At 48.8% G+C, this 25,840-nt stretch carries 27 protein-coding genes and 1 tRNA gene; 13 read left to right on the forward strand and 15 right to left on the reverse strand.

Translation table 11 applies throughout. The annotated features are described in order from the left end of the window. Positions 1–116: 116 nt before the first annotated feature. Together SFSGTM_RS04055 and SFSGTM_RS04060 are read right to left on the reverse strand one after the other, a co-directional pair. A tRNA-Ala gene (locus SFSGTM_RS04055) sits at positions 117–192 on the reverse strand. Between the two features lie 63 nt (positions 193–255). Further along, positions 256–1,644 (reverse strand): FAD-binding oxidoreductase, encoded by a 1,389-nt coding sequence (locus SFSGTM_RS04060; RefSeq protein WP_162084050.1) that lies wholly within the window; start codon positions 1,642–1,644, stop codon positions 256–258. Positions 1,645–1,748: 104 nt separating this feature from the next. Between SFSGTM_RS04060 and SFSGTM_RS04065 the strand changes: the two genes are divergently transcribed. Continuing rightward, a complete protein-coding gene (locus SFSGTM_RS04065) occupies positions 1,749–2,084 on the forward strand; it encodes an EF-hand domain-containing protein (RefSeq protein ID WP_162084051.1) in 336 nt (111 codons plus the stop codon). A 73-nt stretch (positions 2,085–2,157) separates the two neighbouring features. Here the strand turns inward: SFSGTM_RS04065 and SFSGTM_RS04070 are convergent, their stop codons facing one another. The 3 genes from SFSGTM_RS04070 to dapA all read right to left on the reverse strand — a co-directional run bounded on the left by SFSGTM_RS04070 (position 2,158) and on the right by dapA (position 4,733). After that, positions 2,158–2,544 (reverse strand): translational machinery protein, encoded by a 387-nt coding sequence (locus SFSGTM_RS04070; protein WP_162084052.1) that lies wholly within the window; start codon positions 2,542–2,544, stop codon positions 2,158–2,160. Positions 2,545–2,706: 162 nt separating this feature from the next. Next, positions 2,707–3,849, reverse strand: a complete 1,143-nt coding sequence (gene bamC, locus SFSGTM_RS04075; protein WP_162084053.1) for an NlpB/DapX family lipoprotein — start codon at positions 3,847–3,849, stop codon at positions 2,707–2,709. Positions 3,850–3,857: 8 nt separating this feature from the next. Next, the gene (dapA, locus tag SFSGTM_RS04080) at positions 3,858–4,733 is read right to left on the reverse strand and encodes a 4-hydroxy-tetrahydrodipicolinate synthase (RefSeq protein WP_162084054.1); all 876 of its coding nucleotides are present in this window, start codon (positions 4,731–4,733) and stop codon (positions 3,858–3,860) included. An 81-nt stretch (positions 4,734–4,814) separates the two neighbouring features. Here dapA and SFSGTM_RS04085 point away from each other — a divergent pair, with 81 nt between their 5' ends. The 10 genes from SFSGTM_RS04085 to hrpA are packed head-to-tail and all read left to right on the forward strand — an operon-like array spanning position 4,815 to position 14,481. Then, a complete protein-coding gene (locus tag SFSGTM_RS04085; protein ID WP_162084055.1) occupies positions 4,815–5,849 on the forward strand; it encodes a DUF484 family protein in 1,035 nt (344 codons plus the stop codon). Beyond that, positions 5,846–6,643, forward strand: coding sequence for a segregation and condensation protein A (locus SFSGTM_RS04090; protein WP_162084056.1), 798 nt, complete (start codon positions 5,846–5,848; stop codon positions 6,641–6,643). The genes SFSGTM_RS04085 and SFSGTM_RS04090 overlap by 4 nt, the downstream gene beginning before the upstream one ends. Next, the gene (gene scpB, locus SFSGTM_RS04095; protein WP_162084057.1) at positions 6,640–7,215 is read left to right on the forward strand and encodes an SMC-Scp complex subunit ScpB; all 576 of its coding nucleotides are present in this window, start codon (positions 6,640–6,642) and stop codon (positions 7,213–7,215) included. The genes SFSGTM_RS04090 and scpB overlap by 4 nt, the downstream gene beginning before the upstream one ends. Positions 7,216–7,253: 38 nt before the next feature. Further along, positions 7,254–8,225 (forward strand): 23S rRNA pseudouridine(2605) synthase RluB, encoded by a 972-nt coding sequence (gene rluB / locus SFSGTM_RS04100; RefSeq protein WP_162084058.1) that lies wholly within the window; start codon positions 7,254–7,256, stop codon positions 8,223–8,225. 5 nt (positions 8,226–8,230) lie between these two features. Beyond that, a complete protein-coding gene (locus tag SFSGTM_RS04105; protein WP_162084059.1) occupies positions 8,231–8,638 on the forward strand; it encodes a hypothetical protein in 408 nt (135 codons plus the stop codon). Positions 8,639–8,640: 2 nt separating this feature from the next. Next, positions 8,641–9,024: a fluoride efflux transporter CrcB gene (crcB, locus tag SFSGTM_RS04110; RefSeq protein ID WP_162084060.1), complete on the forward strand. Its 384-nt coding sequence runs from the start codon at positions 8,641–8,643 to the stop codon at positions 9,022–9,024. A gap of 2 nt (positions 9,025–9,026) precedes the next feature. After that, on the forward strand, positions 9,027–9,341 hold the full coding sequence (locus SFSGTM_RS04115) for a DUF190 domain-containing protein (RefSeq protein ID WP_162084061.1): 315 nt from the start codon (positions 9,027–9,029) through the stop codon (positions 9,339–9,341). Then, positions 9,338–10,087: a sulfite exporter TauE/SafE family protein gene (locus tag SFSGTM_RS04120; RefSeq protein WP_162084062.1), complete on the forward strand. Its 750-nt coding sequence runs from the start codon at positions 9,338–9,340 to the stop codon at positions 10,085–10,087. The genes SFSGTM_RS04115 and SFSGTM_RS04120 overlap by 4 nt, the downstream gene beginning before the upstream one ends. 3 nt (positions 10,088–10,090) lie before the next feature. Then, positions 10,091–10,753, forward strand: a complete 663-nt coding sequence (locus SFSGTM_RS04125; RefSeq protein WP_162084063.1) for an energy-coupling factor ABC transporter permease — start codon at positions 10,091–10,093, stop codon at positions 10,751–10,753. Further along, the gene (gene hrpA, locus SFSGTM_RS04130; protein ID WP_162084064.1) at positions 10,750–14,481 is read left to right on the forward strand and encodes an ATP-dependent RNA helicase HrpA; all 3,732 of its coding nucleotides are present in this window, start codon (positions 10,750–10,752) and stop codon (positions 14,479–14,481) included. The genes SFSGTM_RS04125 and hrpA overlap by 4 nt, the downstream gene beginning before the upstream one ends. Before the next feature lie 5 nt (positions 14,482–14,486). Here the strand turns inward: hrpA and SFSGTM_RS04135 are convergent, their stop codons facing one another. The 4 genes from SFSGTM_RS04135 to hrcA all read right to left on the reverse strand — a co-directional run bounded on the left by SFSGTM_RS04135 (position 14,487) and on the right by hrcA (position 17,417). Continuing rightward, on the reverse strand, positions 14,487–14,759 hold the full coding sequence (locus tag SFSGTM_RS04135; protein ID WP_162084065.1) for a hypothetical protein: 273 nt from the start codon (positions 14,757–14,759) through the stop codon (positions 14,487–14,489). A gap of 20 nt (positions 14,760–14,779) precedes the next feature. Continuing rightward, positions 14,780–15,178 carry a PilZ domain-containing protein gene (locus SFSGTM_RS04140; protein ID WP_162084066.1) on the reverse strand — a complete coding sequence of 133 codons (399 nt, stop codon included), beginning with the start codon at positions 15,176–15,178 and terminating at the stop codon, positions 14,780–14,782. 104 nt (positions 15,179–15,282) lie between these two features. Continuing rightward, entirely contained in the window at positions 15,283–16,392 is a 1,110-nt protein-coding gene (gene hemH, locus SFSGTM_RS04145; protein ID WP_162084067.1) for a ferrochelatase, read from the reverse strand. A gap of 5 nt (positions 16,393–16,397) precedes the next feature. Further along, the gene (gene hrcA, locus SFSGTM_RS04150) at positions 16,398–17,417 is read right to left on the reverse strand and encodes a heat-inducible transcriptional repressor HrcA (protein ID WP_162084068.1); all 1,020 of its coding nucleotides are present in this window, start codon (positions 17,415–17,417) and stop codon (positions 16,398–16,400) included. Positions 17,418–17,519: 102 nt separating this feature from the next. Between hrcA and SFSGTM_RS04155 the strand changes: the two genes are divergently transcribed. Beyond that, positions 17,520–18,392 carry an NAD kinase gene (locus SFSGTM_RS04155; RefSeq protein WP_162084069.1) on the forward strand — a complete coding sequence of 291 codons (873 nt, stop codon included), beginning with the start codon at positions 17,520–17,522 and terminating at the stop codon, positions 18,390–18,392. Beyond that, positions 18,392–20,041, forward strand: a complete 1,650-nt coding sequence (gene recN, locus SFSGTM_RS04160) for a DNA repair protein RecN (protein WP_162084070.1) — start codon at positions 18,392–18,394, stop codon at positions 20,039–20,041. The genes SFSGTM_RS04155 and recN overlap by 1 nt, the downstream gene beginning before the upstream one ends. On the opposite strand, the gene trxC is transcribed toward recN, so the two are convergent. The 6 genes from trxC to SFSGTM_RS04190 form a co-directional block, all read right to left on the reverse strand. Next, entirely contained in the window at positions 20,034–20,462 is a 429-nt protein-coding gene (trxC, locus tag SFSGTM_RS04165) for a thioredoxin TrxC (protein ID WP_162084071.1), read from the reverse strand. The genes recN and trxC overlap by 8 nt on opposite strands. A 67-nt stretch (positions 20,463–20,529) precedes the next feature. Then, positions 20,530–20,784 (reverse strand): glutaredoxin 3, encoded by a 255-nt coding sequence (gene grxC, locus SFSGTM_RS04170; protein ID WP_162084072.1) that lies wholly within the window; start codon positions 20,782–20,784, stop codon positions 20,530–20,532. Then, positions 20,785–21,198: a rhodanese-like domain-containing protein gene (locus SFSGTM_RS04175; protein ID WP_162084073.1), complete on the reverse strand. Its 414-nt coding sequence runs from the start codon at positions 21,196–21,198 to the stop codon at positions 20,785–20,787. A gap of 9 nt (positions 21,199–21,207) precedes the next feature. After that, the gene (locus tag SFSGTM_RS04180) at positions 21,208–21,426 is read right to left on the reverse strand and encodes a YgaP family membrane protein (protein ID WP_162084074.1); all 219 of its coding nucleotides are present in this window, start codon (positions 21,424–21,426) and stop codon (positions 21,208–21,210) included. A gap of 32 nt (positions 21,427–21,458) precedes the next feature. After that, positions 21,459–24,743: an efflux RND transporter permease subunit gene (locus SFSGTM_RS04185; protein WP_162084075.1), complete on the reverse strand. Its 3,285-nt coding sequence runs from the start codon at positions 24,741–24,743 to the stop codon at positions 21,459–21,461. Then, positions 24,736–25,827, reverse strand: a complete 1,092-nt coding sequence (locus tag SFSGTM_RS04190; RefSeq protein ID WP_162084076.1) for an efflux RND transporter periplasmic adaptor subunit — start codon at positions 25,825–25,827, stop codon at positions 24,736–24,738. Before SFSGTM_RS04190 ends, SFSGTM_RS04185 begins: the two co-directional genes overlap by 8 nt. Between the last annotated feature and the right edge of the window lie 13 nt (positions 25,828–25,840).

Raw genomic sequence — 25,840 nt, forward strand, 5'->3', positions numbered from 1 at the left:
CAAATACATTCTAAATGCTGGGTTTTATTAGGTGGGGTAGCGGTGTCAAAGTGTACGCTTTGGTTCACAATTGAATTTCGCGGATAATGGGCTAAGCCATTTAAAAGTTGATGTCTTGGTGGAGGTAAGCGGGATCGAACCGCTGACCTCTTGCATGCCATGCAAGCGCTCTCCCAGCTGAGCTATACCCCCCACAAGGAAGCGCAATTATAGGCAGGCTGTGGGGTTTTGTAAACACTGCGGGTGGAATATGTTTTAAGGGAGCAGTTTTTCGGGATTAAGCAGGTTGTGTGGGTCAAATTGGTATTTTATTTGACGCATGATGCCTAAGCTGGCCGTATCGATTTCCATGGTGACATAAGGGCGCTTTTCACTACCTACACCGTGCTCTCCTGTCAGGGTGCCACCTAATGCCAATACTTGGCTAAATAGTTCATGTAGCGCCTGTTTGGCGCGTTGCATTTGGTCGTTATTGGCAGGGTCGACCATGATGTTGACGTGCAGGTTGCCATTGCCAGCATGGCCGAAGCTGACGATGGGGAGTTGATATGATTGGGCGAGGTGTTCGATGTGGATGACCAGTTCTGCCAGACGCGATACGGGCACAACGACATCTTCATTGATTTTAAGTGGAGCGATGGTTTTCACTGCATGTGAAAGGGCTTTACGTGCTGTCCATAATGCAGCAACCGCATTTTTATCACTCGCAATTTGCAAATCGAGCATGCCCGCACCCGTCAAAGCAGTCTGGAGAGCTAGAATTTGCCGTGGCAAGTCGTCAGCTGCACCATCGGCTTCTACCATGAGCAGGGCGTGGGTGCCTTTGGGTAAGTCGGTTGCAGCCCCTGCAGTCTGGATGGCCTGGATAGAGAAACTGTCCATGAACTCCAGTGCGCAGGGTATGACGGCCTGATTCATTACTCGGCTGACTGCGCGGCAGGCATCTGAATTGCTGGCATAGCATACCCTTAATGTGGCGCGGGCTTCAGGGATAGGGAGTAGTTTTAATGTGGCTTCGGTAATCAGTGCCAGCGTGCCTTCGGAGCCCACAAGCAAACGGGTGAGATCGTATCCCATCACGCCTTTGGTGGTGCGGCAGCCGCTGGTGAGGGTGGTGCCTGCGCCAGTGACTGCGCGTAATCCCATGACATAATCACGAGTGACCCCATATTTTACAGCGCGTGGTCCAGCGGCATTCATGGCGAGATTGCCGCCGATACGGCTGTATGCTGAACTGCCAGGATCTGGTGGATAGAATAGTCCATGTTCACGAGCGATGCGGTCAATTTCTGCAGTCACCACACCTGATTGGACAACGATATAGCGATCTTCAGGGTGGAATTCTAGCACCTGATTCATACATTCAAAGCTGACAACGATAGAGTTCGGACTCGGTAAAGCGCCACCAACGTTACCTGAACCAGCTCCCCGGGCAATTAGGACTATGCCAAATTCGATGGCAATTTGCATGATGGCGACAGTTTCATCATGGCTGTGAGGGAATACCACCGCAAGGGGTAAGCAGTGGCGTGGCGTTTCATCATGGCTGTAAATCTCACAAGTGCTGTTATCTGTCATAACGCGGTGTTCATCAAGCGCGGCAACGAGCGCAGTAACAGCGAGTGGATTAAGTACAGTAGTCATGTTTATGCCTTTGATACATTTTGTAACGGTTTAGTAATTTTTCGGTATGATAGTTTGGTTATTATGACTACATCCGTATTGGAATACGATTTTAGGAGCATACCATGAACAAAACACTAGTTTGTATTTTAGGTTTGGCATTAGTTACCCCCGTTTATGCAGCTACGTCTACACAGAACGTCCCTTTGGATAGTATAGGTGGTAAACCTCAGGGAATGAACCCAGCTGCTATGCAAGATATGATGATGCAACGTTTTAAACAGTCTGACGTTGATCATAATGGGGCATTAAGTCGTGATGAGGCACAGAACATGCCGATGTTGGCGCAACATTTTGATGAGCTGGATACCAACCATGATGGGCAAGTGAGTTTGCAAGAAGTCCAGGCAGCGTTTATGCAGCGTATGCAACAGCAATCAGCAAGTGTGACAAAGAATTAAGGCTCACAGTTATCAATAAAAACGGCAGGGTTTAAAACCTGCCGTTTTTTGTCGCTCAAATTAATAAAATAATTTAAGGTAACATTGCATCTGCAGCTTTGAAATAATCACGTGCATATGCAACTAATTGCTTATCAGATGGGTGATCTACTGTTTCCACCCCGATGATGCTGTTGACCAGATCATGGTCATGCGTATGTATGTGTTTAATCAACATTAACTTGGCATTTGATGGGCCAACAATGAGGATTTCCTTAGTGCCGCGCAACGCCTCTACAACTTCATGATAATAGTGTTGATCTTCAGGTGCATGACCTGAACCTATAGAGCCTCTTTTGTTATGTAAATGATGCGGGGCTTGGGATGGTTTGACGACTGACATCTCAATATCATCGGGATTGATGCTGATGATATGGGCTTCCACGTGGTCTATCCAAACAATTGCATGAGTATGTGACATAGTATGCTTTCAAAAAAGTTAACAGGATGTTTATGTCTTTATTATGGGGATGGTAAACCTAAATATCAAGTCTGGCTGGTTAAATATTTGGTGTTGAGAGTGAGTGTGATGTATAAGAAAACGAGCCTTGCAGATAAACCGCAAAGCCCGCTGTACTGAATATTATTTTACTTGTTCAAATAACAGTTTAATAATCTTATTGGCTGTTTCTGGTTGTGCAGCTTCACCTTTGGCGCTGAGGACTCGTACTGAAGTTGCCGTAGCAGCTGGATTCTCTGCCAGTTCTACCTGGTATTGCTCAGTACTCATCTTATTGCTGCTCTTCCAGAATGCCAATTTGCTTAAAAAGCCTTTTTTGTTGCCAGTTTCATTGTCAACTTCTGGATCAACATAACGTACAAAATATACGCCTTTTGCACGATCACGATCTTCAACAGTGAAGCCAACGCGATCCAGCGCCAGGCCAACACGCTGCCATGCGCGATCAAACGGGTCATTAACCGTCAGTGTGTTATTACCTTTGGTGTCTTTACCCATTTCAGCGCGTTGCGCCTGGCTGTTATTTGCCATCAAGGCAGCTGCGCGTGCTTTTTCAACACCGAATTTCACCATCAGGCGGCTCAGCATTTCAGCTTCCAGGCTAGGGTCTGCTGGACGTGGTTGCCAAACTGTATGTTTGCTGTCAGTTCCATCATAAACTTCTATCATGCCGCGATGGCTGATATAAATTTCTGTTTCTGGCGGATTGCCAGGTGTGCGTTCAATACGGGTGCGGAATTTGTCGCGTTCACCTGTTGAATACAGGCCATCCAGAACTTTACCTATGCTGTTACGAATGAAATCTTGTGGAATGTTGGCGCGGTTTTCTGCCCAGACCGTTTCCATAATCCCTGTTGTTGGATTTTCCTGATCAAGAGCAAGTCCATTTTCTTGCCAGAATTCTTTGATGACTGGCCAGACTTTGTCCGGTGCCTGATCAACTACCAGCCAGCGCTCACTACCTGCGCGCTCTAAACGTACTTTTGCTTGCGTAGGTAACACGGTGTTGTCGCTGGCGTTCTTATCACTGCGTTCAGCCGTGTATGCAGAATAAGTAGCTGTACCAGCAGGATTTAGGTCTGGTACTTTGTAGCGACCGTCAGTGGTTGGCGCAGTTAAATCCGGAGGTACTTCCAGTGTCGGGATTTTGCCTGCAGACTTGTAGTCAATTTTTTTGGTTTCGAGTATGTCCATGCTGCTGCAACCGCCTAAGCTAATGACGATGCCAGCACAGACAAGCGCTACGGGTAATGATTTGCGTTGCATAATAATCCTTAAATTGCGTGGGCGAGGCGCATTGCTACGCGCAGGGTTTCATGATGCTCTGGGGCTAGTTCAGTCAGTGGCAAGCGAATACCATTTGCCATCCGACCCATTTCAGCCAGCGCCCATTTAACAGGAATGGGATTGGCTTCAACGAATAGTTTACGATGCAAACCAAACAGGCTGTGGTTAATTTCACGACCTTGTTGTAGCTTGCCTTGAAATGCTGCCACGCATAACTCATGCATTGCGCGGGGGGCGACATTAGCGGTAACAGAGATGACACCATGTCCACCTAGGAGCATAAACGCGTATGCACTCGCATCATCACCAGTGTAAATTGCAAAATCAACGGGTGCACGCATAAACAAGTCGGTAGCGCGCTCCATGTTGCCGGTAGCATCTTTGATACCTACGATGTTGGGGATTTGAGCCAGTTGTAACACCGTGTCATTGCTGATGTCGCTGACAGTACGCCCTGGAACGTTATAGAGTATCAGTGGTAATTCCACCGCTTCAGCGATGGTTTTAAAATGTTGATACAAACCTGCTTGTCCAGGTTTGTTGTAATAAGGCGCAACAGACAGACCATAATCAGCACCTGCCGATAGTGCACATTGTGTCAGGGTAATGGCTTCTCGAGTCGAATTTGCACCTGTACCAGCAATCACTGGCACGCGTCCGGCTGTTTGATCAACGACGGCCCGGATTAAACTGCAATGTTCGTCAAAATCTACGGTAGGGGACTCACCCGTAGTACCCACTACGACGATGCCGTCGGTGCCTTCAGCAATATGCCAGTCAACCAGCGCGCGTAAACTCGGCAGGTCCAGACTGCCATCAGCGAACATGGGCGTGACTATAGCGACTAAACTACCTGTGAGCATGTTGTGTACCTAATTCAAACAATAATGATATTCTGTGAGTTTACCCGATAACTGATATTGAGAAAACTCAGGAGTGACAGATTGGAACATTTATTAGCTGTAGCACGCAATAATGAACTGAAGCTCAAACGGTTCGGTGAGTTAGAGCGTTTGCTGATGACGACGCGTGTGTTCTCACAATTAGTGATGATTATGCTGGTTGATTTTCGACGTTACTTCGATTTGGACGAAGTAAATTTAGTGCTGCTTGACGCTTCGGGTGACTGGCTGAATGCGCTGGGAGTAGTGCAAGCAGCTGACTTGGCCGCATTAGGCTTGACGCTAGTTGATGGTGAGCATACTTGGTATCAGCGCTATGCCGAGGATTTCAGGCCGTATCTGGGTAAGTATGATGCGGATATACATGCTGACTGTTTTACCAAAACGAGTCTGGCAAGTATTGCCTTAATCCCGCTGGCGCGCCAGGGAAATTTATATGGTGGTTTGCATCTGGCAAGTCGTGATCCTGATCGTTTTCAGGCAGGCGATGGTACTTATTTTCTGGAACGATTGGCCTCATTCTTGCTGATGTGTCTGGAGAATTCACAATATTTTGATAAATTAGAACGTTTTGGCTTAACCGATGCGCTTACTCAAGTAAATAATCGACGTTATTTTGATGCGCGATTGAAAGAAGCTGTCAGCCATGCACTGCGTCATCAGCAACCATTGGCGGCAATGATGTTTGATCTGGATCACTTTAAACAAGTGAATGATCAGCATGGACACCAAGGTGGCGATAGTGTGTTGCAGCAAGCAGCCAAACTGATACAAGATTGTCTGCGCGCAAGTGATAGTTTTGCGCGTTATGGCGGTGAGGAATTCGTTGCCTTATTGCCAGCAACAGATACTGCTGCATCCGTTGAAATTGCTGAACGTATACGTTCACGTATTGCAGAACATGATTTCATTTTGTCTAGCACGGTTACGTTAAAGTTGACGGTTTCCATAGGTGTTGCTGAGACGGAGCTGGATGGCATAGATGAGCTAGCTGCAGAACAAAACCTCGTACATGAAGCAGATGCAGCGTTGTACCGTGCTAAGCAGCAAGGACGCAACTGTGTGGTAGCGGCATGACAGTAGCAATTAATACGGATGTGCTGGCGCGTGTAAATGGCGCTGAGTTAACTGCTTTCCCGGATGATTTGTATATTCCACCTGAAGCATTGGCAGTCTATCTCGGCGCGTTTGAAGGTCCGCTGGATTTGCTGTTATATCTTATCCGCAAACATCATTTAGACGTACTCGACATTCCTATGGCGCGTTTGACTGCCCAATATATGGAATACGTGAATTTGATGCGCAAATCACAGCTCGAACTTGCGGCTGAATATTTGCTGATGGCCGCTTTGTTGATAGAGATTAAATCGCGCATGCTACTGCCGCGTCCTGCTGCAATTGATGACGATGAAGCTGATCTTGATCCGCGTGCGACGCTGGTGCGACGTTTGCTGGAATACGAGCAAATGAAACTGGCTGCGCAGCAAGTCGACGCATTGCCACGCATAGGACGAGACTTTGTGGTGGCGCACAGCTGGCAGGAGCAAGTTGTGCGATTGTTGCCGCAAGTAGATAGTAATGATTTGCGTGATGCATGGCTGGGGTTGGTCGCACGGGCGGGAACGCGACGTCATCATCAGGTGACGCAGCAAGTGCTGTCAGTTCGTGAAGCAATGGGGCAGATATTGAATACGCTGCAAGGTGACTTGTTTATGGAATTCACGAGTTTGTTTGAGCCAGAGTTAGGCGTCTCCCACGTGGTGGTAAAATTTCTGGCGATGCTGGAATTGGCGCGGGAACATAGGGTTGAGATCACCCAGAATATGGCATTTGCACCTATTTATGTGCGTTTGGCGGGTGCGGATGTATGAAAATCAATGAATTAAAAAATATCCTTGAAGTAATGCTGTTTGCGCATGGCGAACCGTTGACGATTAGTGAAATGCGTACGGCGTTAACAGAGGACTTAAGTGCGGAGCTGATCTATCGGGCGTTGAATGAATTGCGTGCCGATTGGGAAAATAAGGGATTGGCATTGGTCGTGGTGGCCGATGGCTGGCGATTTCAGACTCGCGCTGAATATCAGACCTATCTGCAACGTTTAAGCCCGGAACGCCCACCAAAATATTCACGCGCGGTGATGGAAACGCTGGCGGTGATTGCTTATAAACAGCCAGTCACACGGGGTGATATTGAGGAAATCCGTGGTGTTACCGTGAATACGCAAATCATCAAAACGCTGGAGCAGCGTGAATGGATTAAAACCGTAGGGCATCGAGAAGTGCCGGGGCGTCCCGCGCTGTATGTGACTACACCACAATTCCTGAGTGATTTAAATTTGCGTGCACTGGCAGAGTTGCCGCCATTAGCCGAGCTGGGACAATTAGTCGCACCGAATCCTTATACGCTGGACCTGGAATTATCATCAGATGCGGCGGAGTAACGTATAATTGAGCATTGTTAGTCAGCATCGGAATCACCATGGCCGTATCTCCTATTCGCCGTCCCAGTAAACCTTCCACTTCACCCAAGCCTGCGCGTCAAACGCAGGAGCCGGATGCGTCAAAAAACCGTCCAGATCGTCCTGCGCGTACAGCGCGACCTGCCGCGCCAGTGCGCCCAAAAGTACCTGAACCAGTTGAGTTGGTCGATGAGGAAGAAGTTGCACCAGCCGAAGGTCATAAATTGCAAAAAATGCTGGCGGCAGCGGGGTTAGGCTCGCGTCGTGAAATGGAAACATGGATAACTGCTGGGCGTGTGTCTGTTAATGGCGTCAATGCCACGCTGGGTGACCGTATCATGCCTGGTGACCGTGTGCTGGTAGATAAACGCCCGGTGAAGTTAAACTTTGAAGTTGAATTGCCGCGCATCCTGATATACCACAAACAAGAAGGTGAAATCGTCAGTCGTGATGATCCGAAAGCACGTAAAACGGTGTTTGATGCGTTACCGCGTGTGCGTAACGGCAAATGGATAGCTATAGGTCGACTGGATTTTAATACCGAAGGCTTGCTGATATTTACGACCAGCGGCGAACTTGCCAATCGTTTGATGCATCCCAGCTTTGAAGTTGAGCGTGAATATACTGTCCGTATCATGGGTGAACTGAGTCAGGAGCAAATGAAGCAGATGACAGCCGGCATAGAGCTGGAAGATGGTATGGCGTATTTTGAACGTATTGCTGAAATGGGTGGTGAAAGCTCGAATCGCTGGTATCAGGTGATTATCAAGGAAGGGCGTAACCGCGAAGTACGGCGTATGTTTGAAAAAATGGGCATGATGGTGAGCCGCCTTATCCGTGTGCGTTTTGGTATGGTGAATTTGCCGCCGCGGGTAAAACGTGGCCAAATGTTGGAATTGGAGACGGCGCAGGTCGCGTCTATATTGAACTGGGTGGCTTTGCCTGTGCCTGAGTTTTTGCCGCAAAACCGTCCGCAGGATAAAAAGAGATAGGTGAAATGAAGCTCGAATTTATATTCTTTGAAGCGGTGTTGCGTGATCGTTTTGTTGATTATCTGTCTGCCTTGAGTCTGACGAGTGAACAGCGTGATGACCATTTTGGCTGGATAGTTGCCGTACCGGAAGATCAGCTCGATGATACGTTGATGAATAAGCTCGAAGCTTATTACGAAATTTTGCAAGACGAACAAATGCAAATGGTGGAAGCTGCTGAAGGTGGGCTGGAAAAGCATGTGGCTGGATTCTGTGTAGATTTACCCGATGGCAATACTACAACGGTATCTATACCGCCTGAACTGGCTACACGCTTATTGGCCAATTTCAGCATAGAAGAGGTGCATACGATGTTTTCAGCTGTCGCCAAGAGCGCGTTGCAACCCTATAACGGTCCGGTTTGTAAGCTGTAATCATGGGCGCCATGACTTTTATTGCAATCGGTATTGGAGCGGCTTGTGGTGCATGGCTGCGCTGGGGGCTGGGTTTGTGGCTTAACCCAGTGTTTCCAACTTTGCCTATCGGTACGCTCACAGCAAATTTATTGGGTGGTTATTTAATCGGTTTGGCCATTGCTTTTTTTGCACAACAGCCTGGTTTATCGCCTGAATGGCGGTTGTTAATTATCACTGGTTTCCTTGGTGGACTAACGACTTTCTCAACTTTCTCCGCTGAAATCTTTACCTTGCTAAGTCGGCAGCAGTGGTCTTGGGGTGCATTGTCAGTGATGCTGCATATAGGGGGCTCAGTGTTAATGACGACATTGGGTGTATGGACTTATAAAGTGTTAAGGGGATGAGCATGACACAAGTATGTTTGCGTTTTTATAGCAGTGAAGGTCGGCAGCATCATGGCAAACTATTACACGTACGCTTGCTGGAAATCGCGCATGAGATGGAAGTGAGTGGTGGTACTGTTACTCGTGCCAGTGCTGGCTTCGGTCGGCATGGTATGGCTGAAGACAGCTTTTTTGAATTGGGTGGCGAACTGCCAGAGATTATTGAATTTATCGCCAATCAAGCGCAAGTCGATGAGTTAATCGCGTGGTGTCGTGAGCAGCAATTAAATCTGTTTTATACCGTCACTCCCGTTATTTCGGGATATACGGGGGAATGACCGAGCAACTGATCGTATTCGTCGCCTCATTTGCGGCAAACTGGTTTTCAGCATTATCTGGTGGTGGCGCGGGGTTGATACAGTTTCCCATGCTTATTTTTATGGGGTTGCCTTTTGCAGTAGCACTGGCTACACATAAAGTGGCTACCGTCGCGTTAGGGTTGGGGGCGACCTTGCGCCACTTTAAACATAACCAACTGGAATTTCGTTTCTCTGCCATTATCCTGTTGGCAGGCGTGCCTGGTGTCATATTGGGTGCATCAGTGATACTCGCTATTCCACCACAATTTGCACTGTTAAGTCTGGGTGTATTGACGCTGGGTTTGGGGCTGTATTCCGTATTCAAACCACAGCTGGGGATGACATATACCCCACAGAACCAGTCAGGCTCTGCGCTAATAGTTGGCATGCTGGGGTTGTTTATTATAGGTTTTTTAAATGGTTCGATAACATCGGGTACCGGGCTGTTTCTGACCATCTGGCTGATCCGATATTTCGGTCTGGATTACCAGCGTGCCGTTGCATATACGCTGGTGTTATGTGGGTTGGTATGGAACGGTACGGGTGCATTAGTGCTCGGCTATCTCGGCCATATTGCCTGGGGCTGGATGCCGGCACTATTGGCTGGTTCTATCCTCGGCGGCTACCTGGGCAGTCATGTTGCGATTAAAAAAGGCAATGTGTGGATTAAACGCGCATTCGAAGTGGTAACCATATTGATAGGTTTGAAACTCATATTCTGGTGAATTATGAATATCCCCGATAGTTTGATACTGGTGAATTATGACTGGCCGTGGCTGGTGCTCGCAGTCGTGCTGGGCTGGGCGATCTGGGCTGCACCCTGGCGCGTGCTGCGGATGCCTAATATCCTGAATATAATGATGGCAGCATGTGTGCTGGTGCTGGCTTTCTGGCAAATCAAAGCGGGCATACGTCCGGGATTGAATTTGCATATACTGGGCGCAACCTTATTGACGCTGCTGTTTGGTCCCTGGTTTGCGTTGCTCGGATTGCTGCTGGTGCTATTGCTGGCGAGCGCATGGGATGGTGGCGGTTGGCATGCGTTTGCGCTGAATGCCTTGTTGATGGGCGTGGTGCCCGTTATGGTGAGTTGGTCAGTTTATCGGCTGACTATCCGTTTTCTGCCTGCACATTTTTTTGTCTACATTTTCATTAATGGCTTTATCAGTGCTGGTCTGACTGTGGCGTTAACGGGAGTGGTGGCGACCTTTGCCCTGGCCGAGATGGGGGCTTATACACTGACTGATTTGGCACATACTTATTTACCCTATTACCTGCTAATGGCATGGTCAGAAGCAGTGACCACGGGCATGCTGATTACGATATTAGTCGTCTATCGCCCATTATGGGTGGCGACGTTTGATGACAAGCTTTACATACACGATAAATGACAGAATCCACACCTGTAGCACCGCGTTATTGGCAACCTCACCAGATTACCTATCCTGAGTCGCTCCCAGTATCTGCACGCCATGAGGAAATCAGCTTAGCCATACAACAGCATCAGGCGATCATAGTTTGCGGAGCGACTGGGTCGGGTAAAACAACGCAGTTGCCGAAGATATGTCTGGATGCTGGCCGTGGATTACTAGGGCGGATTGCGTGCACGCAACCACGGCGGATAGCGGCGCGTACTGTTGCCTCACGGGTCGCGCAGGAGCTGGGTACACGGGTGGGTGAGGGCGTAGGGTACAAGGTGCGTTTTAGCGATCAGGTGCGGGCAGACAGCGTGATTAAGGTGCTGACCGACGGTATGCTACTGGCGGAAACCACAGGCAACCGCGACTTGCGCGAATATGACACCATTATCATCGACGAGGCGCATGAGCGCAGCCTGAATATCGATTTTCTGTTGGGTTACTTGCGCCAGTTGATGACGCGTCGCCCTGAGCTGAAAATCATCATTACTTCGGCGACTATCGACGCAGACAGATTCTCCAAACATTTCAACAATGCCCCTGTTATAGAAGTGTCTGGACGAACCTATCCTGTAGAGATACGTTATCGTCCGATTACTGCACCCGAACGTATTGAAGAGAATGCCAAAGCACGCGAGACCGATGAAGAGCAGGTTACGCAGGCCATACTGGATGCGACCGATGAGTTAGTACGTCTGGGTGATGGTGACATACTTGTGTTCTTGCCGGGCGAACGCGAGATACGCGACACCGCAGAAGCCTTGCGTAAACACCATCCGCCGCATACCGAGATTTTGCCACTGTTTGCTCGGTTGTCAGTGAAGGAGCAGGAACGCATATTCCAGCCGACTAATGCGCGACGGATAGTGTTGGCGACCAATGTGGCGGAAACTTCGCTGACTGTACCAGGCATACGCTATGTGATTGACCCTGGCTATGCGCGAATATTGCGTTATTCGGCACGTAATAAAGTCGATCAATTGTTGACCGAGCCAGTGTCGCAAGCGTCAGCCAATCAACGCTCTGGGCGTTGTGGGCGCGTCGCGGCAGGTGTGTGCATACGGCTTTATTCCGAGCAGGAATATACTGCGCGTCCTGAATATACCGATCCTGAAATCCTGCGCACTTCACTGGCAGGGGTGATATTGCGCATGTCGGCACTGCGTCTGGGGCAGCCTGATGATTTCCCCTTTTTGGATGCGCCCGCACCACGCCTGATTGCTGACGGTTACCAGTTGCTGGAAGAGCTGAACGCAGTGGATGGTAATCGACGCTTAACGGCCATCGGCAAACAGTTAGCCAAGTTACCGCTAGACCCGAAAATTGGGCGGGTGGTGCTTGCGGCACAACAGTTTGGCTGTCTGCGCGAGGCATTGATATTGTGCGCGGCATTGTCGGTGCAAGATCCTCGTGACCGTCCACAAGCGCAGGCGGGTGCGGCGGATGACAGGCATCGCGCTTTTGCGGATGAGGCATCAGATTTCGCGGGTTTGCTTAAGTTGTGGGCGTTTTACGATGATGCGCTCAAGCACAAAAAATCTAATCGCAAATTACAGGAAACTTGCCGCGAGCATTTTCTTAATCCAACACGATTACGTGAATGGCGGGAAGTGCATGGGCAACTAGCCACCACTGCATCTGAGCTGGGCTTGCAAGAAAATGACCAGCCTGCGAATTATGAAGCCATCCATAAAGCCTTGTTAACTGGCTTCCTGGGTAATATTGGCGTGAAAATGGATGAGGGTGGTTTTCAGGGTGCGCGTGGCATCAAGTTCTATGTGCATCCTGGTTCAGCGTTGTCGAAAAAACCACCCAAGTGGGTGATGGCGGCAGAGTTGATAGAAACCACGCGGCTGTATGCACGTTCCGCTGCCAAGATAGAACCCGAATGGCTGGAAAGCATTGCGGCGCATTTGTTGCGGCGCAATTATTTTGACCCGCATTGGCAGAAGAAATCGGCACAGGTCAGTGCGTTTGAACAGGTGCAGTTGTTCGGGCTGATTATTATCCCGCGCCGTACGGTGCATTATGGTGTGATTGATGCGGTAGAGAGTCGTCGTATATTTATTCGTTCGGCGCTGGTCGCGGGTGAATTTGAAACGCGTGCGCCGTTTTTTGCGCATAACCAGCAATTGCTGGAGCAAGTCAGTGAGCTGGAGCACAAAGCGCGGCGGCAGGATGTGCTGGTCGATGAAGAGCGGCTGTTTGCTTTCTTCGATGCCCGTATTCCCGCAGGCATCGTCAATGGTAGTGGCTTCGAGCGCTGGCGGCGGGAGGCGGAACAGGCTAATCCAAAGCAGCTCTATCTGACGCGTGATGATGTGATGCGGCATGATGCAGGCAGTATTACCGAAGACTGGTTTCCGCAGACCTTGCAGTGGGATGGCGTGAGTCTGCCATTGCAATATCGGTTTGAGCCCGGCCATGTGCTGGATGGCGTCACTGTTACCATACCGCTGGCATTGTTGAATACCTTGCCCGCCTGGCGGTTTGACTGGCTGGTGCCCGGCATGTTGCGTGACAAATTAACCTGGTATGTCAAGGCACTACCCAAGCATTTGCGCCGTGTGTTTGTGCCCGTACCCGACGCAGTAACTGCGGCGATGAGTGCGCTGCAACCGACAGCGGCACTCACTGAATTACTGGCGGCATGGCTGGCGCAGCGTAGTGGGCTGAAAATTGCTGCGAGCGACTGGCATGATGCGCCACCCGCTCATTTGCAAATGAATTTCCGTGTCGTGGATGAGCGTGGTAAAGAGCTCGGCATGGGTAGAGATATCCATCCCTTGCGCCAGCAGTTGGGTGAGGCGGCACAGCTGACGTTTAGCGCGCCTGACAATAGTTTTGAACGTGCTGGTTTCAAGCGCTGGGAGTTCGGTGATGTGCCTTCTACGCTGCCGTTCCGTCGCGCGGGAGTGGAGGTCACGGGTTACCCCGCGCTGGTTGATGAGGGTGATAGCGTGGCATTGCGTTTGTTTGATACTGAACATGCCGCAAATCAGGCGCATAGAGCCGGTTTGGGGCGGCTGTTCCGTTTGTATCTGGTCGAGCAATTCAAGTTTCTGGAAAAAAATCTTCCCGATTTTACCAAGCTGGCGCTAGCTTATCGACCATTGGGCGATGCAGATACCTTGCGGGCAGAATTGCTGGCCGCGATTGCCGACAGAGCGTGCTTGGGTGATGAGCCTATGCCGCGCAGTCAGGCTGAATTCGAAGCGCAACTAGTCAAAGCACGAGCGCGGATTAAGCCGGTGGCCGATGCATTAACCAAGTCGCTGGGACAAATTCTGACCTTGAATCAACAATTGCAACCGCAGTTAAAAACACCATGGGCGCATGTGACTAAAGACATGGCGCAGCAACTGCAACAGTTGGTCTATCCACATTTTGTGCTCACTACGCCGTGGAGTGCTTTTCAACATTTGCCACGCTATTTACAGGGTATGGCTCAGCGTTTGCAAAAGCTGCCTGAGCGACTTGCACAAGATCAACAGCATACTGCCGCGCTGGCGAATTTCACTCTGCAATGGCAAACGCGAGAGCAACAGCACAGAAAAAAAGGTATAGTCGATCCGCAATTATCGGCATTCAGGTGGCAGTTGGAAGAGCTGCGTATTTCGTTATTCGCGCAGCAGTTAAAAACACCACAGCCTGTATCGATCAAGCGGTTGCAGAAATTGTGGGAGTCGGTGCAGGGATGATTTACTTAATGTCCCCGCACTACGAGTAACAGGATGGTGGGGATTAAGAATAACAGGGTAAATAATCTGATCAGTTTAGTGTTGCGGGGTTGCCTGATGAGGTTCTGAACCAGACCGATCAGCGCAGCGAGTGCGAATGGGTAAGCAAGTAATATCAGCCAGCGTGTTTGACTGTTTTTATTATCGACCGCTTGGTCTGTGTAATATTCAAAGCAGCCTATTCCAGGCATAAGTATCAATATCAGTATCAGCAGTGTTAGCTTGGGAATATGCTTCACGCCGTTTAATTTTGCAATTGCTACGACTGCGAGTTGCGGCGCTGGATACGTCGCATGATGACTAATTTTGCATCACCTACAAAATCAGTAATCTGCAAACCCATGCGATACATGTTCTGCGACAAGATGCTGTTGCGGATAATGGCATGAACCTGAATGACATCAGTTTCGTATTGTGGATCTTTGCTGGGTATCTCTATCATGATGTGTACAGGCTGAGTGGTAGCGATAGTCTGATCGCATTCTACCCTCATGCCTGAAAGAGAAATGTCCCTGACATAGCCGAAAACGCGGAGTGGCCCCTTAGCTGCTTTAAACATGATAGCTGCTCGCCAGTTAACCGCAATGCGAGGTTCTTGTCTGCGTTCTTCATTCAGTGCTTGAGGAACTACTTGATCAGTTGAGTCAGGTGTCGTCATAGCTTTTATATGCTCTAGGTTATTTTTTGTTAGTCATATGTTTAAAACTAGCCCTAGTATGCCATCCTTTTATGTCAGTAAGTGTATCAATGTGTATTTTTACGCTATTGTTTAGCGCCTAAAATAATCGCGCGTTGCTGGCTGGATGTCGCTGTTTGCTGGGCGGTTGATTTATCCCAGGCTGGGCTAACCCAGTCGCCTAAATGGGCTAATGTCATTTCACCTAATGCATTTATCCATGCACTGTTTTCGTTGAGTGCAGGAATATAATGGAATTCGCCACCACCTGCTTTGATGAAGTCAGCCTTAACTTCCATGGCGATTTCTTCCAGTGTTTCCAGACAATCAGCTACAAATCCAGGGCAGACGACATCGACTCTGCTGGTTTTGGCGTGACCAAGTTCTTCCAGTGTTGCAGCGGTATAAGGTTTAACCCATTCAGCACGGCCAAAACGTGATTGAAAGGTGACGCGATATTGGCTGCTGGATAATCCAAGTGATTCAGCTAATAGTCGACCTGTTTTCTGACATTCGCAGAAATAAGGGTCGCCTTTGTCCAGTGTGTAACGCGGTACGCCATGAAAACTCATGATAAGTATGTCGGGGCGGCCATGTTGCATCCAGTATTTATGAATGTTTTCAGTAAGCGCCTTAATGTAGCCAGCATCATCATGAAAGTGTTTGATCGTGCGTACCGCGGGCTGGTTACGTTTTCGCATAAGGTAGGCATACACTGCATCCATGGCCGAGGCGGTGCTGCTGGCGGCGTATTGTGGGTAGAGGGGTATGGTTAATATGCGGTCGCAGCCTTGTTCACTCATGCGATTGAGTGCGCTTTCCACGGATGGGTTGCCATAACGCATCGCATAATCCACTACAAAGGGCGATTGCACATGCTGACCTAGCCATCCTTGTAATAATTTGGCTTGCTTCTCAGTATGGAAACGCAGTGGCGAGCCCTCACGTTTGTCCCAGATACTGGCGTATTTTTCAGCGGATTTTTTGGGGCGGGTTTGCAGAATAATACCGTTGAGGATTAGCCACCAGATTGCTTTCGGGATTTCAACTACACGCGGGTCAGATAAAAATTGTTTCAGGTAGGGTTGGACTGCCTGCTTGGTGGGCGCGTCTGGTGTGCCCAGATTAAGTAATAATATGCCGGTTTTGGCTGTGCTGCTGTGAGTGTGTTCGGGTTCAGTCAGGTAGCGGGGCATAGAATTTAGTGAAATGAGAGTGCGTTGGAAAGGAGCTTGGCGGTGATGTCCACTATCGGGACGATACGTTCATACGCCATGCGAGTTGGGCCGACCACGCCTAGCGTGCCGACAATTTCACCATTGACCTGATAAGGCGAGGTAACGACGCTGCATTCATCAAGTGGTATAACTTCGGATTCGCTGCCTATGAATATTTGTACGCCTTCGGCTTGCTGACTTAAATCTAGTAACTGGATAAGTGATGTTTTTTGTTCAAATAGATCAAATAAATTACGCATCCGTTCCATGTTGGAAGATAAATCATTAACACGCAACAAGTTTCGCTCACCAGATAAAACCAGCGCTTCATTTTTTTGATTTAAAACGACTTCGCTGGCATTGAGTGCAAGATTCATTAATCCATTGATGTCTTGATGCAGAGATTGTAGCTCGGCTTGCATGCGTTGCCGTACTTTATCAAACGTCATGCCTGCATAATGCTGATTGAGCATCTGTGCGGCACGTGAGAGCTCGGCGCTGGTGTGATTGCGCTCGGTGGTGAGTACGCGATTTTGTACTTCTCCATCGGTAGTGACAATAATCAGCAGGACACGTTTTTCCGCTAATCGCATAAATTCAATTTGCTGAAATGCGGCATTACGACGGCGCGGTATCATGACTACGCCAGCAAATTGGGTGAGCTGAGATAATAGCTGTGAAGCGTTGGAGACAATGCGTTGTGGATCGTCAGGATGCAATTGCGCTTCAAGCTGGTCTATTTCAATATTGTTCAAGGGCTTGACGGTCATCAGGCTGTCGACAAATAATCGGTAGCCTTGTACGGTAGGAATACGCCCAGCTGAAGTGTGAGGACTGCATACTAGTCCCATGTCTTCTAAATCAGCCATTACATTGCGTATGGATGCCGAACTTAAATCCAGTGCAGCATATTGCGATAACGTACGCGAACCGACAGGTTGTCCATCGGCTATGTAGCGTTCGACCAAAGTTTTTAGTAGGATACGTGCGCGTTCGGTTAACATACTGTCATTGTACAAAAAAACAACTATGATTGCGCTAACTATGATTGCGCTCGGATAGATTTAACGGAAAATTCTTTACCCGCATGTATTAGGATTTTAACTATGTCGAAAAAGTTTAAAACAATTGCTTTGATTGGTAAGTATGACAGTCCAGAGATGGGCGTCAGTTTGCCACAGCTCGCTGATTATTTGCGTGAGTTGGGTTATGAGATATTGATAGCGCATAACACGGCGGATCAGTTGGGTTTGGTAAATCAGCCGACAGCAGAATTAACTGAAATCGGAGAACGTGCCGATGTGGCAGTCGTGTTGGGCGGTGATGGCACTATGCTGTCGATTGCACGGATGTTGGCAGTGCATGATATTCCGCTGGTGGGTGTTAACCAGGGGCGTTTGGGATTTTTGACTGATGTACCCGCAGAAACCATGCAAGAAGATCTGGCAGCCATTCTCGATGGTGATTATGTTACCGAGAAACGATTATTGTTGAATACGCAGATAGTGCGCCATGGTCAGGTCATATTTTCCGCTTGTGCATTTAACGATGTGGTGGTCAGTAAGGGCGGAATGGGGCGGTTAATCGAGTTTGAGGCGGTAATCGATGGCGAGTTTGTTTATAGCCAACGTTCTGATGGTCTGGTTATTGCTACGCCTACGGGTTCAACTGCTTATGCACTTTCGGCGGGAGGCCCTATATTGCATCCAACCTTGGAGGCCTTCGTGATGGTGCCTATTTGCGCACACACATTGGCTGCGCGTCCTATCGTTGTGAATAGCCATTCGGTGGTTGAGCTACAATTGATGCAGGCCGACGATGCTCGTGTGCATTTTGATGGTCAGCGTGCCTTTGATATACAAATTGGCGATGTGGTGCGTATTAGTCGTTCGCCTAAAGCAATTTGCTTGCTGCATCCTAGCGGTTATAGTTATTACAAAACCTTACGGGAAAAATTGTACTGGGGGAAGAAGCTCTAATGCTGCGCCAACTTGCTTTACGTGATTTTGTCATTGTTGATCAACTAGATCTGAGTTTTGAGCAGGGATTTACCGTACTGACAGGTGAGACTGGCGCTGGTAAATCCATACTCATCGATGCGTTGGCGCTGGCTTTGGGTGAGCGCGGTGATGCGGGAGTGGTGCGTGCAGGTGCGGCGCGTGCTGAAATCAGCGCGGATTTTGATGCATGGGCACTGCCATTGCTGCAAACATGGTTAGTGGATAATGAGCTGGATGATGAGGGTAATTGTCTGTTGCGACGCGTGATAGACAATAATGGTCGGTCACGCTGTTTTATTAATGGGCGTGCGGTAAGTGCGCAGCAATTGCGCGAAGCAGGTGAGTTTCTGGTTGATATACATGGTCAGCATGCACATCAGTCATTACTGAAATCAGCGACGCAACGTGAAATTCTCGATAGTTATGGAAATGCCAGTGAGCTGGCCGCACAGGTCGCGCAACACTACCGTCATTGGCAAAAATTAAATGATGCATTGTTAGCGCTACAGCAGGATAGTGGTGCAATCGCAGCAGAACGTGAGCAGCTGGAATGGAAAACACAGGATTTGAATGCGCTGCAATTTGATCTGGTTGATTGGCATGCTTTACAGGACGAACATAAGCGGCTGGCGAATGCAGTGAATTTGGGTGCTGGTATCGCTTTTGCACTGGATGCCCTGAGCGAAAGTGAATCGGCTACGCTCAGTCAAATTAATGTAGTCGCAGTAAAGTTACTCAGCTTGTTGGAGTATGACGCTGGTTTGCAAACGGCTTATGATTTAATCGAATCAGCGGGTGTGCAATTACAGGAAGCCAGTCATGATTTGCGGCGTTATGCCGACCAGATGGAAGCTGACCCAGCACGGTTATATGAAATTGAACAACGCATAGAGCAAGTGCTCGATGTTGCACGTAAGTATCGGGTGAAAGTAGAAACTTTGCCTGAATTACTTGCTGACGTGCAACAGCGTTATGCAGAACTCGTCCAAAGTGAAGACTCTGCTGCGCTTGCTGCCGAGGTCGCTGACGCGCATGCTGTTTGGCATGCTGCGGCAATCAAACTGAGTGAAATAAGGCAAGATACTGCGACCAAATTAGCCGATATTGTCAGCACCACGATGCAACAACTGGCTCTGGCAGGTGGGCAGTTTGCTATTGCGCTGACCGTGCTGGAAGTGGGTAATATGCATGGTTTAGAACAGATTGAGTTTCTGGTTGCACCTCATGCCGGCATTAGCCCTAAGCCACTTGCAAAAGTTGCATCAGGTGGTGAGTTGTCGCGTATCAGCCTGGCATTGCAAACCGCAATTAGTCAGGTTGCAGGTGTGCCGACTTTAATATTCGATGAAGTGGATGTCGGTATCGGTGGCGGTGTTGCAGAAATCGTGGGCCATTTGTTAAAAGGACTGAGCAGTAGCCGACAAATACTCTGTATTACCCATCTGCCGCAAGTCGCGGCGCAGGGAGAGTATCATTTACAAGTCAGTAAAGTTCAACATGAAAACCAAGTGGTGAGCCACATTCATACATTAGATGCAGTTGCACGGGTAGATGAAATCGCACGCATGTTGGGTGGAGTAACGATTACTGACACCACCCGTCAGCATGCACGTGAGATGCTCAGTTAACGTCTTGCGAGCGTAGCCACTGTTTCAAACCGTTTGCATCCAGCGCGCCGGACATGCGTGCATGTTCTTTGCCATCTTTGAATAAAACTAGTGTAGGGATGCTGCGGATTTGATAGCGAGCAGCAAGCGCTTGCTCAGCTTCTGTCTCAACCTTAGCAAAACGTACCCGGCTGGCAAGTTCAGTTCCGACTTGTTTGAAAGTGGGTGCCATCATTTTGCAGGGGCCGCACCAGCTAGCCCAGAAATCCACTAATACAGGAAGTTGATTGCGAGTAATGTAGCGATCAAATGTAGTGGTGGTTAAATCGACGGGTAGTCCAGTGTGCAATGCCTGACCGCATTTGCCACAATTGGGATTCTGGTTTAAACGGGCTTCGGGGATGCGGTTAATTGCGCTGCAGTGCGGACAAATAAGTTCCATTCTTGACTCCTGAAATAAAAAACCCACATACAAACTATATGTGGGTTTTTTTGGATTTTACAAGGGGTTAAGCGGCCAGTAACGGATCCAGGCCGCCAGCTTTATCAAGCGCAGACAAATCGTCAAAGCCACCAATGTGTTTATCACCGATGTAAATTTGTGGAACGGTACGGCGACCAGTACGCGTCATCATTTCTTCGCGACGACCCGGTTCCAGATCAACGCGAACTTTGGTGACTTCCACATCCTTGTTGAGTAACAGCTTTTCCGCCATGACGCAGTAGGGACAAGCTGCTGTGCAGTACATAATAATTTCAGGCATTTATTTCACCGTGGTTGGTAAATTTGCTTGTTGCCAAGCTGTGATACCACCTCTTAAATTGTAAACTTTAGTAAAACCATTTTTACGCAACACGCTGCACGCCATGGCAGAACGTCCACCTGAACGACAGTTAACTACGATGGTGAGTTCTTTGTGTTTTTCCAGTGTTTTAATACTGTCAGCAAGCTGCCCAACAGGTATGTGTTTGGCATTAGCAATATGACCTGCACTGAACTCGTTAAATTCACGTACGTCGAGCACGAGTGCATTTTCATGGTTAATCAGTTGTACTGCTTCTGTAGCATCAACTTCCTGACCACCACCCAGCTTGCTGCGCATATTTGGGAACAACAGCATGAAGCCAGAGAAAGCCGCTAAAATAATTAACCAGATATTACTTTGTACAAATTCCAAAATACGCTCCTATAAACCGCAGCTTGATTTTACTCCTGCACTTTTGAGCATCATGTCCATAGGGCAGAAACGGGTCAGGCCGCTTTGAAATAAATTAAATCCAACAAAGGCGGTAAACCACAGCCAGCTAGGTTGAGCCATATTGATGGCGCCTGACTGGTGGGCAAGCGCTAATGATAGCATGATGAATAAGCCAGCGATAATTCGGACTATACGTTCTACGGTCATAATGTTTCCTTTTTCTATCAAGTTTTAAAAAATTAAGCAGTTTTTTCCAGGCGTCGTTCCCACAAATAGTACATTAGCGGAATTACGACTAATGTAAGTACAGTGGAGGCGAAGGTGCCAAATATCAAGGATACGGCCAGTCCACCAAATACGGGGTCGGTAATCATGATGGCCGAGCCGAGGATAATTGCCAGCGCGGTGAGCATAATAGGGCGGAAACGTACTGCGCCTGCTTCTATCACGGCCTGTTCTAGTCCATAACCCTGTTTGCGATAATCAATGATGAAATCGATGAGTAATAGTGAGTTACGCACGACCACACCCGCCAGTGCAATCACACCTATCATCGATGTGGCGGTGAAGGCTTGTTGGGTAATCCAGTGGCCTGGGAAAACACCGACCAAAGTCAGTGGGATCGCACCCATCACGATGAGTGGCATCATGAAAGATTTGTAATAGCCTACCAGCATCAAATAAATGAAGACCAGCGCCACGATAAATGCGGAGCCGAGGTCACGGAATACATCTAGTGTCAGGCGCATTTCACCACCCCATAACAAGTGGTAATTAATCACATCGTCTGGTTGTGCTTCAACAAAACCGAGATTGCCAGTTTTGAATGTCACGCCATTGCTTAATTTTTTTCCATCAAGCATTTTATCCAGCGCTAATACAGCGTACACAGGGCTGGACTGGAGTAGTTCACCCCCTATCATAACCACGGGATGCTGATCACGGTCATAAATAGGCTTGTCCTGCGTTGCGCGTTCTATAGTGGCGATAGCTGACAATGGAATTTGCTGACCGCTCATGTTAGTGATGCGGATAGCCATAATCTGCTCTGGTGTCTGGCGTTGGCTACGCGGAATGCGAACTGTCAGGTTGATAGGTTCCAGACTGTTATCTATATGTACGGTGCCGATATTAAAGCCAGATACATAGTTGTGTAACAGCAGCGCTACCTGACCCACTGCAACACCGGACAAGGCGGCTTTTTGTCTATCCACTTTGATGTAGAAGCTGTCAACTGTGCTAGTGACCGAATTGTCGACGTTAATGATGCCGAATACTTTATCAAAATCATGGTTCACTTCATCAGCCGCACCACGTAGTTTGGTATAGTCCGGACCATATAGTTCCGCCAGTATCTGTGATTGCACAGGTGGTCCTGGTGGTGTTTCGTACAGTTTGATTTTGGCAGCAGGGTACGCTGTACGTACTTTGTTTAACGCAGCATCAAGGCGTTTTACAATTTCGTGTGAGGCAACTGAGCGATGGTGCTTGCTGGTTAAATTAACCCGAATTTGGGCAATATTGTCACCCCGTTTAAGCATGTCACCCCGAACCAGGGCGGCAAAATCTATCGGTGCAGTCATGCCCAGAAAAGTTTGATAGTCCGTCACAAATTCAGTTTTTGCCAAGACATCGCCAACTGCGCGAGCGACATTGTCGGTTTCTGCCAAAGTCGTGCCGGCAGGTGTATCCACTTGTAGCAAGAAGGTATTGGTGTTGTCGTTAGGCAGCATCTTCAATTCCACACCCAAAGCCGATAATGGGCCATTGATGCCTGATGGACGGATGAATTGCCAGGCTGGCTGTAGCATGGCTGCAACCAGTAAGGCGATGACGACAACGAACAATATGTTGCGTTTGCCGCTGTGTTTGATGAGTGGGGTGATAACCGCTACATAAGCACGATGCAGTGGATCTTTACTGTCAGCGTGATCAGCTTCCAGTGGCTTGTGTTCTATGAGTGATTTGGCCGCTTTGCCTGCAAGCCAGAGATTGGCTGCCCAAGGTACAACCATGTAGGCAATCAGCAACGACGCTATCATGGCGATAGGGACATTAAACGGGATAGGCTGCATGAAAGGCCCCATCATCCCTGTAACAAACGCCATAGGCACAAACGCAAGTATCACAGCTATAGTAGCGATATTGGTTGGATTGCCGATTTCATTCGTTGCTGCAACTAATGCGGTCTTAAAATCTTTGCCGCCGCCCTGATGCATGTGGCGGTGTATGTTTTCTATTACCACGATGGCCGCGTCGACTAATAAGCCCAGGGATAATATCAGGGCAAATAAGGTAATACGGTTAATCGTCTGGCCAGCAAACAGGCCTATGGTCAGGACTACAAATAAAATCAGTGGGACGGTGAGGGTGACGATAGCGGCTTCGCGCCAGCCGAGGAAAATCACCAGAATAACCACGACTGAACCGATGGCAATTGCCAAATGTTCCATCAAAGTATTTACTGCATCATCCGCTTTGGCGCCATCATCACGCGTGACGCTGACGGTAATGCCTTGTGGAATAGCGGCGCGTTTCAGTACTTCCAGTTTTTTCAGTACTGCATCCGCAACTACTACGGCATTTGTACCTGCTTTTTTAGCGATAGCGATGGTTACTGCAGGTGCTTCACCTGAGTGAGCCTGTTTATCGTTGCTAGACGCACCAAATGCAAAACGGCTAAGTTCATCAGTTTCAGCTGCGCCTTCTTGTATAGTGGCAACATCACGCAGGAATACTGCCTTGCCATTGGGGGCGCCAATAATGATTTTCCCCACTTCCTGGGCGTTACCGATGAAGCCTGACAAACGTAGTGGTTGATCGCGGTTGTTGTTGACCAAGGTGCCTACTGGGATAGAGACGTTTGCACCCATTAGCATCTTGTCAACCTGATCCAGACTCAGACCAGTTGCCGATAATTTGGTCGGGTCTATCCAGACATTGACGGCATGGCGCTCGCCACCGAGTATTTCGGTAAAGGATACACCTGCAACGTTGCGCAGCTGTTCCAGCACATGATTACCTACGTCACGCAGTTGCATGCCATTTAATTCGGCGGAACTGAGGGTGATGGTGATAATAGGTACATCATCGACGTTGATAGGTCGCACTATAGGTTGCATTGCGCCGGCTGGCATGCGATCCCAGTTTTGCGCGATCTGGTTGTAGAGCTTGACCATGCTGCGTTCCTGATCTTGCCCGACATCAAACTGTACTGTCACCACACCAAAATCAGCTGCCGCATAGCCATAGCTGTGCTTCACCCCCGATTGTGAGTTCATGATGGCTTCTAGTGGTTTAATGATGGTGTTTTCAATTTCAGTCGATGAAGCTCCTGGCTTGGCTACGATGATATTGGCAGCCGGGACGACAATCTGCGGATTATATTCGCGCGCAGTAACAAATAATGCCATTACCCCTGCAAGGGTGATGGCGAGCATTATCATTGCAGTGATTTTAGATTCAAGGAAAGTGCGTGCGATTTTCCCTGCAATGTTCAGGTCGCTAGGTTGGTGATCAGACATTACCCACCCCCGTGTTGATGACTTTGTCGCCTGATTCCAGATGGTCGGTATTGCTGGTTACTATTTGTTCACCGGTATTCAAGCCTGCCTGAATAGTAGTCATGTTATTTTGGGTGTCACCTACACGTACCATGCGGTAATGTGCAATCCCCTGGTTATCTACTACGAATACACCTGTTATGCCTGCGCGGTTCAGGATTGCGCTGGCAGGTACATTCAGGCCGGCGGCCATCCCCGTGGAGAAGCTCGCCTGGATGAACATACCACTTTGCAAACCATGACCTTCAGGCAGGGCGATTTTGACTAAATGGGTGTGACTCATAGGGTCAGCGGCCGTGACCAGATTTGAGACTTTGCCTGTGATATCTGTGTTGGTGCTGTCTATGTGCAGGCTGACTGGCGTGCCAATTTGCAAGTGTTTAAATATGTCTTCTGGGACTTGTGTCTGTACCAGCAGTTTGGCGGGGTTCTCCATGACCAGAATTGGACGTCCTGGTGCGGCGAGGTCGCCAACATTTGCCAGTTTTTGGGTGATCACGCCTGCAAATGGGGCAGTAGGTGTGGCGTAATTCATTTGTGCACCCGCGCTACCCAAGCCGGCTTTTGCTGCGGCAAATTGTTGTTGCGCGACTTGGTATTGCAGACGAATTTTATCCCATTGTGCTTTAGGAATGGCTTCTTCCTTATATAGCGTACCGAAGCGTTCATAATCATTTTTCGCGTCTGCCAATGCAGCCTGCGCTTGCGCCAATCCTGCATTGGCCTGGCTTACCTGACCCTGGATGTCACTAGGATCAATACGAAACAGATGCTGTCCCGCGCTGACTTTTTGACCTACTTCGACATTGATTTCACGAATGAAGCCCATGATGCGAGAGGCTATTTCTGCTTGCTGTTCTGCGACTACCGTGGCGGGTGCGTTGGCTATAATGGGCGCACTGCTGGTTTTAATGCTTATGACATTGGCTTTAATTGTGTTTGCCGTTGTGGTGCCAGCTGGTTCTGCCGGTTGTTTGCCGCAGCCTGTGAGTATGAGGGCGCTCAGAACTGCAATGATAAGTGGTTTTGCAATAGGGTGATTCACGGTTGGCTCCTGA

This window comes from Sulfuriferula nivalis, assembly GCF_009937995.1.
Taxonomy (GTDB): Bacteria; Pseudomonadota; Gammaproteobacteria; order Burkholderiales; family Sulfuriferulaceae; genus Sulfuriferula; species Sulfuriferula nivalis.